Genomic DNA, 12,289 nt, shown 5'->3' with positions numbered 1-12,289 from the left:
GTCAGTTCTGAGTGAAATCATCACGTCAGTCGTTGAGAAGAAACCGTACCCGAACGTTTTTGATCTATAAACTGCACATGCTTCTTCAGGCATGGTAAGTCAAGATACCTCGGTGAACGCTTACTAGAAAAGTGACGAATCAAGAGTTGGACGATATTCAACCATAGGATGGAGTAGTGCGGATAATGCCCTCTCCGAGGAGAGGGCATGAGGTCTATTTAAGAATGATTTGTACTGAACGTTCGATATCAGCACTGCCTTGAGTTAAAGGACGAGAATCTGCGACCGCTGATACGTTAATTCTTTTTGTATCAATGCCTTGAGATTGAAGATATTGAGAAACCGCTTGAGCACGTTGCGCTGAAATCTTGTTATTGATCGCATCAGAACCAGTGCTATCTGTACGACCGACTAGATGGGCAACCAACGCTGGGTTAGTTCGCATCACATCGACGACTTCATTGAGATAGAAGTAAGAGAGATCTTCAAGCGTAGATTTACCTAAAGCAAAAGGCAGTAGGAAATCAGTACGAGCCGCTTTAGCAACTTCAACCTGAACAGGAACTTCAATGACACGTTCTTGAATCACTTCAATTTGCTCAGTTACGACTCTTGGTGTTGCTGGTTGACCAAATTTATACGCCATTCCCCAGTAAATCTGGTGTAGGTGTGGATTCCGGCCTTCTTTAACCTGTACGCGATCATAGTAGTCGTAACCCACTTTTGTTGAAATCGCGTTAGTCAATTGATACTCAAGGCCAATGCCTGCTGAACCAGTAAACGTGTCTGTTTTTATATTGGATGAGCTGATATCAGAATAGATATAGGATGCGCCTAATTTACCAAATACAGAGAGGTTATCCATAAGCTCATATTGACCTTTGACCCCCAAAGATCCGATATGTAGCTTATCAACACCTAAACGATGAACATAATCATAACCGGTGTAAACCCCCCAGTATTGGTTAACATCGTATCCTAATTCAAGTTTGGGGCTAACGGCTTTATCTCTGTGACCAGTGATGGATTTACCATCTGCAGTTGTCACGCCAGACGCAGCACCGATCCACCAGCCTGATTGATCGATCGCAGAATCAGAATGTGTTTCGGCATTAACGCTCACGGCTGTCATTGTAAGTGCAGCGATGATGGAAAGAGAGACCAGATTTTTTTTCATTACTTATCCTTAAAAATAATAACGACTTATTCTTATTTCTTAATTTATCAGCGAACATGTTAAAAAACGCTGTTCAATAATAGGTTGCCACTGCTTTATGCGGAATTAGACCAACCATTTCGCTAAGTCCTGCCCATTATTCGGTAAGCATGAATGATTAGATATCAGTTAAAGAAACAGTGGGTGTAGGAAAAATCCGTTTTGTTTTTTTAGCTTATATATTGATGATTATCTTGTTGGTTTAAAGAATCAGTGCAGATGGCAAGCTAGATTGATGAGATAAAGCCCCCTTGTCATTTTGACAAGAAGTAGGAGGTGGTGAGTAAAGTTTCTTCAAAGGGTGCGTTAAGTTCATACAGATTGTGTTTTTTGTCGTCTTTAAGAAAAAATATGTGATGAAATTCAATTTTTTCTGGCTTTTTTTATGCTTTTAGTGAATAATCCGCCTCCCTTAGATGTCCCTAGTGGCTTGATGCTTTTTGAGACTCATCCGCATCTGAACGGAATCAGCTCTTCTTTTAGGATTGGTTGGAAATGGTATAGCACGTGGGACCTTAGTTATTTATTCTTTTAGTGGGATCCACATGCAAGAAACCGTTATTCAATTTAGTGATTTAGCACTAAACAGCACACTCCTTTCTGCCCTAAACGAAATGGGCTTTGTTACTCCAACCCCAATTCAATCTGCCGCGATACCTCTTTTATTAGCAGGTCGTGATGCATTAGGTAAAGCGCAAACCGGTACCGGTAAAACGGCCGCATTCTCTTTACCGCTTCTGAATAAGCTAGACCTCACCCAGTACAAGCCACAAGCAATTGTTATGGCACCAACTCGTGAGTTAGCGATTCAAGTTGCCGCGGAAATTAAAACCCTCGGTAAAAATATCAAGGGATTAAAAGTATTAGAGATTTACGGTGGCGCCTCCATCGTCGATCAAATGCGCGCTTTAAAATCTGGCGCTCATATCATTGTTGGTACGCCGGGTCGTGTTAAAGACTTGATCACGCGTGAACGTTTACATTTGGACGAGTGTCACACTTTCGTTTTAGATGAAGCTGATGAAATGCTGAAAATGGGCTTCGTCGATGACGTTACATGGATCATGGAGCAATCGCCAGAAACAGCGCAGCGCGTATTATTTTCTGCGACTATGCCGCCGATTGTTAAAGACATTGTTGACCGCTTTTTGCGTGATCCTGCACGTGTTGACGTGGCCGGTTCAAACCAAACTGTGGCAAAAGTTGAGCAGCAATATTGGGTTGTTAAAGGTGTAGAGAAAGACGAAGCCATGGCTCGTCTACTTGAAACTGAAGAAACTGACGCTTCTATCGTGTTTGTTCGCACCCGTCAAGATACCGAGCGTCTAGCCGATTGGTTAATTGCGCGTGGCTTTAAAGCCGCAGCTTTGCACGGTGATATTCCTCAATCGTTGCGTGAGCGTACCGTTGATCATATCAAACAAGGTGTGATTGATATTTTAGTCGCAACGGATGTTGTGGCTCGTGGTCTTGATGTGCCACGTATTAACCACGTATTCAACTATGATATTCCATTCGATGTTGAATCTTACATCCACCGTATTGGCCGTACTGGTCGTGCTGGACGTAAGGGTAAAGCGATTTTGTTGGTTCGCACCAACCAAATTCGTATGCTACGCACCATTGAACGAGTAACTCGTACTTCAATGGAAGAGATCCAGCTACCTCATCGTGATAAAGTGGCTGAATCGCGCTTAACTCAGCTAGGTCTTGAGTTAGAAGCAGACAAAGATCATGCAGCACTAGAAAAGTTTGCTGAATTGGTTGAGAAATTGCAAGCTTCATTAGAGGTTGATGCAACGACGCTAGCGGCTATTTTACTTAAACGTCAACAGGGTAAACGTCCACTGTTTTATACTGGTGAAGATCCAATGTTGGCTGCGATTGAGCGTGATAAGTCTCGTCGTCGTGATCGCCGTGAATCGGGTGATGGCCGTACAGACAGCCGTGATGGTCGTCGTGAATTTGGTAGCCGTGATAACGTGCGTAATGTTGATTGGGATACTTACCAATTACAAGTTGGTCGTGATCAAGGTGTACAAGTTAAAGATATCGTTGGCGCATTAGCTAATGAACTTGGTCTAACCAAAGGTTCTATCGGTGCGATTAAATTAGCCCAAGGCCATACGTTTGTTCAGTTACCAAAAAGCATGTCTAGCGATGTGACGGGTAAATTACGTAAGCTACGCATTCGCCAGAAAGAGGTGGGTGCAGTCGTGTGTGATTTTGATGACTTCCGTGAGTCACGTGGTCGTCGTCCAGAAGGTAATCGTGATGGTGGTGGTTACCGTGGCGCTCGTGATGGCGCACCACGTCCAGCACGCAGTGATTCTCGTCCTCCTCGTGAAGGTGAGCGCCGTTTTGACCGCAACCGCGGCGCGGATGGCCGTAGCAGCTATCGCGGTGATCGCCCAAGTACTTCAAGCCGTCGCCCTAGCGAAGCTTAATTACTACTGATATTAAGCCCGTGGTGGAATGCTACGGGCTTATTTATTTGGTTTCGCATTCATCCTTTACATTAAGGATGTGACCTAGGTACAATCGTCCAACGTTGATGATCCGGTATTCGTGTTACCGAGTGACCATCGATGTTTACTTTTAACGTACTGAACACGTGTTGCTTGGTGTGCAACACCACTGTAAGGATTATTCATGCCTATTATTACTCTTCCTGACGGCAGTCAGCGTCAATTTGATCACCCTGTCTCTACCATGGACGTCGCTCAATCTATCGGTCCTGGTCTTGCTAAAGCAACCATTGCAGGCCGTATCGATGGCCGACGTGTTGATGCTTGCGATCTGATTGAACATGATGCAAGCCTTGAAATTATTACGATTAAAGATGAGACTGATGGACTAGAAATCGTTCGTCACTCTTGCGCGCATTTATTAGGGCATGCTCTTAAGCAGCTTTATCCGCAAGCAAAAATGGCTATCGGTCCAACCATCGATAGTGGTTTTTACTACGATATCGATCTTGATCATTCGCTCTCACAAGAAGATCTTGAGCGCATCGAACAGCGAATGAAAGATTTGGTTAAAACCAAATACGCAGTTGTTAAGCATAAAGTCAGTTGGCAGGAAGCTCGGGATACTTTTGAATCTCGTGGTGAACCTTATAAAATCGAAATCTTAGACGAAAATGTTGCTCGTGATGATCGCCCTGGTCTTTATCATCACGAAGAATATATCGATATGTGTCGTGGTCCACACGTACCTCATATGGGTTTTTGTCAGCATTTTAAACTGCTCAGTGTTGCTGGCGCGTATTGGCGTGGTAACAGTGACAATAAGATGTTACAACGCGTTTATGGCACGGCTTTTCATGATAAGAAAGCACTACAAGCTCATTTAACTCGTTTAGAAGAAGCGGCCAAGCGTGACCATCGTAAAATTGGTAAACAGCTTGATCTTTTTCATATGCAGCAAGAAGCGCCGGGGATGGTTTTCTGGCATCATAATGGCTGGTCTATCTTCCGTGATTTAGAAGTTTTCATTCGTCATAAATTAACGGAATATGATTACCAAGAAGTGAAAGGTCCATTGATGATGGATCGCGTTCTATGGGAACGTTCTGGTCACTGGGATAAATACGCGGACGCGATGTTCACTACATCATCAGAAAATCGTGAATATGCGATTAAACCGATGAACTGCCCAGGTCACGTACAAATCTTTAATCAAGGTTTGAAATCATATCGTGATTTACCCTTGCGCATGGCTGAATTTGGATCGTGCCATCGTAACGAACCTTCAGGTTCATTACATGGTATTATGCGTGTGCGTGGTTTCACTCAAGATGATGCGCATATTTTCTGTACTGAAGATCAAATTCAACAAGAAGTAACATCGTGCATTAAAATGGTGTACGACACGTATAACACCTTTGGTTTTGAAAATATTGCGGTTAAACTATCTACCCGTCCTGAAAAACGAGTAGGCAGTGACGAGATTTGGGATAAGTCTGAAGAGGCCCTGAAACACTCGCTTGACGCAATGGGTATTGCCTATGAGATTCAAGAAGGTGAAGGTGCTTTTTATGGTCCTAAAATTGAATTCACTTTGTATGATTGCTTGGATAGAGCATGGCAATGTGGCACAGTTCAATTGGACTTCAATCTTCCATCACGTTTAGGCGCGACCTACGTTGGTGAAAGTAATGAGCGCTTAGTCCCGGTTATGATTCACCGTGCGATTTTAGGTTCTCTTGAGCGCTTTATCGGTATTCTTATCGAAGAATATGCGGGTTTCTTCCCAACGTGGTTAGCTCCTGAACAAGCCGTGGTAGTCAATATCACCGATAAACAGGCTGATTACGCTCAAGAAGTCGTACAAAAGCTACAAAAATGTGGCATTCGTGCGAAAGCGGACTTGAGAAATGAGAAGATAGGCTTTAAAATCCGCGAACATACTTTAAAACGTGTACCGTATATGCTCGTTTGTGGCGACCAAGAAATGGAAGCTGGTGAAATTGCAGTACGTACTCGAAAGGGCAAGGACTTAGGTAAATTTAAATTGGATGATTTTATAACTCACATCCAAGCCGAAGTTTCTAGCCGTCAGCTCAATCTGGAGGAATAAACTATTAAAGGCGGAAGACGTGGCCAACAGCCGGCCAAACCAAACCAGCACCGTTTAAACGGTGAAATTCGTGGCGTTCGTGAAGTTCGTTTAACTGGCGCAGATGGTGAATCCGTTGGTGTTGTATCAATCAGCGAAGCACTAGAAGCGGCCGTAGAAGCTGGTATGGATCTTGTAGAGATCAGCCCTAACGCCGAGCCACCTGTTTGTCGTGTGATGGACTATGGCAAATTCCTCTTTGAAAAGAGTAAAGCTGCTAAAGAGCAGAAGAAGAAGCAAAAACAGGTCCAGATTAAGGAAATAAAATTCCGCCCTGGAACTGATATCGGAGACTATCAGGTAAAACTACGCAACCTGACTAGCTTCCTTGAAGAAGGCAACAAAGTGAAAGTAACTATTCGCTTCCGTGGCCGTGAGATGGCGCACCAAGAAATCGGTGTTGATGTTTTGAATCGTTTGAAAGAAGATACGGCTGATATCGCGGTAGTAGAATCTTTCCCGAGCAGAATTGAAGCACGTCAGATGATCATGATGCTTGCCCCTAAAAAGAAGTAATTAACGGCATTGCAAGTAATAAAACCTAGTGATTAAAAGCTGGGTTTTATTCGCCCTAATTACATTGTTATTAAACTACTACAATGCGGAGTTATTCATCATGCCTAAGATGAAAACCAACAAAGGTGCTGCTAAGCGTTTTAAGAAAACAGCTGGTGGTATTAAGTACAAGCACGCTACTAAACGTCACATCCTGACTAAGCGTACTACTAAGAACAAGCGTCAACTACGCCCTAACTCAATCCTTCCGAAATGTGAAGTGGCTGGTGTTATGCGCATGTTGCCATACGCTTAATTCTTTTTAGTTTATTTATCGTTTAGTTTAGGAGAGACATAATGCCTCGCGTAAAACGTGGTGTACAAGCTCGTGCACGTCATAAGAAAGTTCTAAAACAAGCTAAAGGTTACTATGGTGCACGTTCACGTGTTTACCGCGTAGCTTTCCAAGCCGTTACTAAAGCAGGCCAATACGCTTACCGTGACCGTCGCACTAAAAAGCGCCAGTTCCGTCAGCTATGGATCGCGCGTATTAACGCTGCATCTCGTCAAAATGGTCTATCTTACAGCCGTTTCATCAATGGTCTTAAGAAAGCATCTATCGAGATCGATCGTAAGATCCTCGCAGATATCGCAGTATTCGACAAAGCAGCATTTTCTGTTCTTGTTGAGAAAGCGAAAGCTGCTCTGTAATAGAATTTTAACTGTTTAATCGAAAGGAGGGCTTAGGCTCTCCTTTTTTATAAGCGAGATAAAGGGCTCAATACCCCGTTTGCTCCTCTATCCAATACATGAGTATAAATTTGTGTCGTTGAGACGTCAGAATGACCAAGCTGCTCTTGTACCGTTCGAATATCAGCTCCTGATTCGAGAAGATGGGTCGCAAATGAGTGTCTTAGCGTATGGCAAGATACTGATTTTTTAATTTCAGCTTCTTTTACTGCTCTTTTTACGGTTCGTTGTAATGAGGTTTCATTAATATGATGCCGACGTAATAAGTTGCTTTCCTGATCAACCGATAATGCGTTAGATGGAAATAAGTAATGCCAATGAAATTCGAATGGTGCTGTCGGATATTTGCTATTTAATGCGTTAGGCAACCATACGCCACCATAACCTTTCGTTTCCATATCTTTATCGTAGTATCGTTTTGCGAGTGATATTTGTTCCTTGATTAAAGGGTGTAACTCTTTGGCCAGTGTTACTGTTCGATTTTTCCCTCCTTTTCCCTGCCATATCCTCAAAGCTCCATAATCAAAATCGATATCTTGTACACGTAAGCGAACGCATTCCATCAATCTTAGTCCTGAACCATAAAGTAGTTTGATGTGAAGCTGATATTTTGGATCAACATGATTAAAGAAGCGTTTTATTTCTTCTCGCGTCATGACGATCGGTAGCTTTCTTTCCAATTGAGATTTTTGGAATTTCATTTCCAGTGTTAATGGCTCTTTGATGATCTCCCTATACAAAAAACTCAGTGCATTCAAAGCCAATGATTGTGTTTTGGTTGCTACTTTTTTTTCAACAGCTAAGTAGGTTAAAAACTGTTCGACATCACGAGAGCCTAATAGATTAGGGTGAGTTTTATTATGAAAGACCACATATTGCGTTATCCAATGTATATAAGATTCTATAGTTTTGTTAGCATAATACCTGACTTGCATATATTCCTTTACGCTAAGCAGAAATTGAGATTTCATACATAAATCCTTTGCTGTTTTTATATACAGTGATGTGGGTTTTATAGGCTGTCAATAACTAAGTGACATTTTGCCGTTTATTTAGATCTGCTTCTCATTGCGATGGTGTATAACATGATGAATCAGATGGTTATTATGTTACGATTGTTCGACCTTTGCTCTAAAAGGCGGCGGTAGCGTGGAAGAAAAGACGGCATGTTTCAGTGTAATAAGCGTTAGGTCACAACGGGATCACACGAATAATGTATGAAGATATCGAGTGAGTATGGAATAGCCAATAGGGTATAGAGGAAAGAAGGCAAAAAGGACGAATATTAGTCATTTCCATGATACCCTTGAGGCGCTTTCGTGCGCACCTTAATCGGGGCGCGATTGAAGCGTGACGCCCGCAAGACCTCAAGGTAGAGCGATGCCCAATACTTCGGCTTCGATTTTTGTCTTTTTCTTCAATTCTTTTTTGATAGTCAATAATGAACGAGAGACCATAGGCAACATTGGTCGTGACCTAACAAACGATTCAAGACAGACTCGCAACGCAAAGCATTGTTATTATGCGTGTAGTTTGGTGATAAAGTCGTTATGCGGAAGGTTGGTAGTCGCGTTGTTCGCTGCTTAATCGGGCGTTATGCTTTATTGAGCCTCAGCAAAATCAATATATAAATTTTAATGGGAAAACTTAGTCTGATTTAGAAGTTTTCTTATTCTAATTTATTGATATTATGAGTTTATTGTTCTTTTTAGTGGCGATTGAAAGTTGAACGATACTTGTGCTTTTTCGGTAACTTTGCCCTGATAAATTGTGTACGCAAAAGGTTCGATTGTCGCTGAAAGGTCTCTTTCTTTGTTGTTGCTTGTCCATTGATTCCACCGGCTATTTCGCTTCAGCATGTTTGGGATCTCATTAACATCTTACTTGCTGACAGTGTTTGGTTAGCGCAAGTTTATCGGCGAATGTGCGTTTTTATCCGGCTCTGCTCTGATAAATTGTGTGCGCAAAAGGTTCGATTGTTGCTGAACGGTCTCTTCCTTTGGCGTTGCTGGTTTATTGATTCCGCAGGCTATTTCGCTTCAACTTATTTGGGATCTTATCGGCAATGATTGCTGAAAGTAGGCAAGTTTATCATTTTGAGTTAAAGTGGCTTTAACCAATGAACATTGTAAAAGTTCAATGTAATCAATAGGTAATAAAGCATAACAAACGCTTCAAGAGGGACTTCCAACGCGTGGCATTTTTATTATGCGTTGATTTTTGTGGTTACGGTGTTATGCGGAAACTTGGTAGTAGCGTTGTCAGCCCCTTAAGCGGGCGTTATAAAGCTCGAAGAAAGAGGACATTTTGTGGAAATTCGAACAGGTGAATTTGAAGATGTTGCGGGCATTACCGACATCTTTAACTTTTATATTGAACATACCAATGCACGCTTTGAGGAGTTTCCATTTACTCTGGAAAATCGTGAGGAATGGTTCTCTCAGTTCTCTAGAACCACCAAATATCAAATATATGTGGCTGTAGAAAACGGGGTGTTGCAAGGTTTTGCATGTTCCCAAAAGTACAGAGCAATACCAGCTTTTGATGACACTGTAGAGGTGAGCGTTTATCTGGCACAAGAAGCTAAAGGGAAAGGTTTAGGTTCGAAGCTTTATACTCAGCTGTTTTCATCCATTCGTGCTTATGGCGTCCATCGTATATTGTCGGGTGTTGCATTACCAAACGACGCATCAGTAGCATTACATAAACGGTTTGGTTTCCGAGAAGTCGGTATTTTCAACGAATATGCCAAGAAACATGGCCAGTACATCAGCTCGGTGTGGTTAGAAAAAGCGCTTAACGTAGAGTCCGCTTTATAACAAACGCCTCAAGAGGGACTGTCAACGCGTGGCGTTTCCAGTCCCAATGAGACGCGGTGGTTACGGTTGTTGTGTTTGAGTTTAGTGGTAATGCGTTGCCAGCCCCTTAGGCGGGCGTTATATTTCTCTTAAATTCAAAGTGTTACAAATTTAAAAGTTAAGTGGTAATGTGGGATTTTTTCTGGTTGATGATTTCTTGTGATGGATAGCTGTTGATTTGAGCAAGTATATCAATACCTAACGAACATTATCGTTTGGGCTCATTTAGCTGCTATTTTGATTTGGTTTACATTAATGGTTTGTTTCTCTGAGATTTATCATCAGAATCAATGGACAAGCTTGAGCCAATTTAAAAATTAACTGTTTGTTTTTGTGCCAAAAGTTAGCTCAACTTACGTTAAGTAACTGATGTTATTTGCTATTTTTAAAGGTTGTTTGGTGTTTCAGTAGCTGTCTGGAACTGAAATATAACAAACAATTCAAGCAGACCCTCAACGCGTGGCACTTTTGTTTTGCGTTGAGTTTGGTGATTACGGTGTTTTGCGGAAAGTTGGTAGTAGCGTTTCGGGCTACTTAATTGGGCGTTATGTTTTTTATCACGTTTTGGGGCTATAATCGGTCAAACCTTTATTGATAGTAGGTGTGATATGAATCGAAAAGTTGAAGCTTACGGCGTTGATGCTGTTGAAAGACCGAAAATTAAGGCTAGCAAAAAGCTTGATTTAACTGGTGATGCTGGTCGTCAAATTGTGAAGTCTGAAACAAAACTTGCTTTGCGTACCCATCAGAAGACATTCACTAAATTGGCTGATATGTAATGGATATCATCTGTTTTCCTTTTGAACGAGTGGTCGAAATTAATGCTTTCATCCTAAAAACAGAACCAGGAATGAAAGGGGCAGTTGATATTCCTAAGCTTCAAGGGGCGCTAGGTCGAATCGATAATGCGATCGTTTATGAAGGACTGGATGATGTTTTCGAAATCGCAGCTAAATACACTGCTTGTATAGCGGTTTCACATGCGCTACCAGATGCCAACAAACGCACAGGTTTGGCTGTGGCACTTGAGTATTTATCACTTAACGATTTTGAGCTTACGCAGGAAAACGATTTACTTGCGGATGCAGTTCGAGATCTTGTTATCGGCATTATCAACGAAACAGATTTTGCCGACATTCTCTACGCACAATACGCAAAAGAACAAAATTCAGTTCTCTAAACATAACAAGGCGTTAAAGAGGGATTCGCAACGCGTAGCATTTTCGTTATGCGTTAATTTTATTAGTTTTTAGTGTAATGCGGTGAGTTGGTAGTTGCGTTGCTCACCCCTTAACGCGGCGTTATATTTCTTTTAAATTCAACGTGCTACAAATTTAAAAGTTAAGTGGTATTGTGAGTGTTTTGCTGGTTGATGATTTCTGGTTGCCGATAGCTCTTGGTTTGATCATGTATATCAATGACTAACAAAAGTTATCGTTTAATCGAATTTTGTGGTTATTTCGATTGAGTTAACATTAATTTATGATTTATCTAATATTTGTTATTAAAATCAATTGGTAATATTTCATTGGTTATAAAGTTATCTGCTTGTATTTCTGTAAAGAAAGTGATTTAAACTTACCTTAATCGATTGATTTTTAGCTGATTTTTAAATGTTGTGTGGTATTTCAGTAGCTGTATGTAACTGAAATATAACAAACGGTTCAAGAGGGACAACCAACGCGTGGCATTTTTACTATGCGTTGGTTTTTGTGATTACAGTGTTATGCGGTAAGTTGGTAGTAGCGTTGGTTGCCCCTTAACCGGGCGTTAGCTTTAAAAAGAGTACGTATGTTCCTATTCAAAATTAATGATTCAAAAATGTCATATAGCTTTAAAGCATCGATATTAAGTGCCTGTATTGCCTTTTTTTTAGCGTGTTTGTATCATTTTTTAGTTGGCTTGCCTGAAGATGCGCCTAATGAGAACTTATCGTTTTCCCTTTTTGATGCGCTCGGTTTGATTCTATTCGCTCCATTTGTAGAAACGATACTAATAGTCCTACTCATATGGTTAGCTCAGAAGTTCATGCAAAATATACTATTGGTCGCTTGCTTGGTTGCCTTGTCTATTTCAGTTTTGCACTCTTTAAGCCATCCATTGTGGGGCTTGTTCACGTTTGCCCCTTTTGTTGTTTTTTGTCTCGGTTTTCAGGTGTGGCAAAAGGTATCTACATCTGAGGGTGCAAAAGTCGCTTTCTTAACTCACGCCTTTCATAATAGTTATGTGTTAATTTTGGTGGGGCTATCAGCTTAAAGCTAACAAAGCATTTAAGAGTGATTCGCAACGCTTGGCAGTTTCGCTTCGCTCAAGTATAGCCAAGCGCCGCTCACACCTTAATGCGGCGTTA

The 12,289-nt window shown here is 41.5% G+C and carries 11 protein-coding genes; 9 read left to right on the top strand and 2 right to left on the bottom strand.

From position 1 onward, the window contains the following. Positions 1–214: 214 nt before the first annotated feature. Positions 215–1,177, bottom strand: a complete 963-nt coding sequence (locus FKN93_RS16215) for an OmpA family protein (protein ID WP_170905650.1) — start codon at positions 1,175–1,177, stop codon at positions 215–217. 584 nt (positions 1,178–1,761) lie between these two features. On the opposite strand from FKN93_RS16215, the gene FKN93_RS16210 reads away from it, so the two are divergent. From FKN93_RS16210 to rplT, 5 genes are all read left to right on the top strand, one after another. After that, complete coding sequence (locus FKN93_RS16210) at positions 1,762–3,663, top strand: DEAD/DEAH box helicase (protein ID WP_004397151.1); 1,902 nt, start codon at positions 1,762–1,764, stop codon at positions 3,661–3,663. Between the two features lie 205 nt (positions 3,664–3,868). After that, the gene (thrS, locus tag FKN93_RS16205; protein ID WP_158137034.1) at positions 3,869–5,797 is read left to right on the top strand and encodes a threonine--tRNA ligase; all 1,929 of its coding nucleotides are present in this window, start codon (positions 3,869–3,871) and stop codon (positions 5,795–5,797) included. Positions 5,798–5,800: 3 nt separating this feature from the next. Continuing rightward, positions 5,801–6,352, top strand: a complete 552-nt coding sequence (infC, locus tag FKN93_RS16200) for a translation initiation factor IF-3 (RefSeq protein WP_083797783.1) — start codon at positions 5,801–5,803, stop codon at positions 6,350–6,352. 100 nt (positions 6,353–6,452) lie between these two features. Further along, positions 6,453–6,647 (top strand): 50S ribosomal protein L35, encoded by a 195-nt coding sequence (rpmI, locus tag FKN93_RS16195; RefSeq protein ID WP_004397162.1) that lies wholly within the window; start codon positions 6,453–6,455, stop codon positions 6,645–6,647. Between the two features lie 41 nt (positions 6,648–6,688). Next, entirely contained in the window at positions 6,689–7,042 is a 354-nt protein-coding gene (gene rplT / locus FKN93_RS16190) for a 50S ribosomal protein L20 (protein ID WP_004397165.1), read from the top strand. Between the two features lie 47 nt (positions 7,043–7,089). Here rplT and FKN93_RS16185 read toward each other — a convergent pair whose 3' ends face one another. After that, positions 7,090–8,052 (bottom strand): integron integrase, encoded by a 963-nt coding sequence (locus tag FKN93_RS16185; protein ID WP_170905649.1) that lies wholly within the window; start codon positions 8,050–8,052, stop codon positions 7,090–7,092. A 1,338-nt stretch (positions 8,053–9,390) separates the two neighbouring features. Between FKN93_RS16185 and FKN93_RS16175 the strand changes: the two genes are divergently transcribed. From FKN93_RS16175 to FKN93_RS16155, 4 genes are all read left to right on the top strand, one after another. Further along, entirely contained in the window at positions 9,391–9,900 is a 510-nt protein-coding gene (locus tag FKN93_RS16175; RefSeq protein WP_000405988.1) for a GNAT family N-acetyltransferase, read from the top strand. Positions 9,901–10,547: 647 nt separating this feature from the next. Further along, positions 10,548–10,718 (top strand): hypothetical protein, encoded by a 171-nt coding sequence (locus tag FKN93_RS16170; protein WP_001080654.1) that lies wholly within the window; start codon positions 10,548–10,550, stop codon positions 10,716–10,718. Further along, a complete protein-coding gene (locus FKN93_RS16165) occupies positions 10,718–11,119 on the top strand; it encodes a type II toxin-antitoxin system death-on-curing family toxin (protein ID WP_004396298.1) in 402 nt (133 codons plus the stop codon). Before FKN93_RS16170 ends, FKN93_RS16165 begins: the two co-directional genes overlap by 1 nt. Positions 11,120–11,760: 641 nt before the next feature. Beyond that, positions 11,761–12,195 carry a hypothetical protein gene (locus FKN93_RS16155; RefSeq protein WP_233268126.1) on the top strand — a complete coding sequence of 145 codons (435 nt, stop codon included), beginning with the start codon at positions 11,761–11,763 and terminating at the stop codon, positions 12,193–12,195. Positions 12,196–12,289 lie beyond the last annotated feature (94 nt).

It is taken from the genome of Vibrio sp. A8-1, assembly GCF_013048685.1.
Lineage (GTDB): Bacteria > Pseudomonadota > Gammaproteobacteria > Enterobacterales > Vibrionaceae > Vibrio > Vibrio metschnikovii.
Note: the sequence above shows the minus strand (reverse complement) of the source record. Positions and strands in the feature narration are given on the sequence as shown.

Bases quoted from the DNA above. Each gene is read 5' to 3' on its own strand.
- FKN93_RS16215 (WP_170905650.1), bottom strand. From the start codon at position 1,177: ATGAAAAAAAATCTGGTCTCTCTTTCCATCATCGCTGCACTTACAATG.
- rplT (WP_004397165.1), top strand. From the start codon at position 6,689: ATGCCTCGCGTAAAACGTGGTGTACAAGCTCGTGCACGTCATAAGAAA.
- rpmI (WP_004397162.1), top strand. From the start codon at position 6,453: ATGCCTAAGATGAAAACCAACAAAGGTGCTGCTAAGCGTTTTAAGAAA.
- FKN93_RS16165 (WP_004396298.1), top strand. From the start codon at position 10,718: ATGGATATCATCTGTTTTCCTTTTGAACGAGTGGTCGAAATTAATGCT.
- FKN93_RS16210 (WP_004397151.1), top strand. From the start codon at position 1,762: ATGCAAGAAACCGTTATTCAATTTAGTGATTTAGCACTAAACAGCACA.
- FKN93_RS16185 (WP_170905649.1), bottom strand. From the start codon at position 8,052: ATGAAATCTCAATTTCTGCTTAGCGTAAAGGAATATATGCAAGTCAGG.
- thrS (WP_158137034.1), top strand. From the start codon at position 3,869: ATGCCTATTATTACTCTTCCTGACGGCAGTCAGCGTCAATTTGATCAC.
- FKN93_RS16170 (WP_001080654.1), top strand. From the start codon at position 10,548: ATGAATCGAAAAGTTGAAGCTTACGGCGTTGATGCTGTTGAAAGACCG.
- FKN93_RS16155 (WP_233268126.1), top strand. From the start codon at position 11,761: ATGTCATATAGCTTTAAAGCATCGATATTAAGTGCCTGTATTGCCTTT.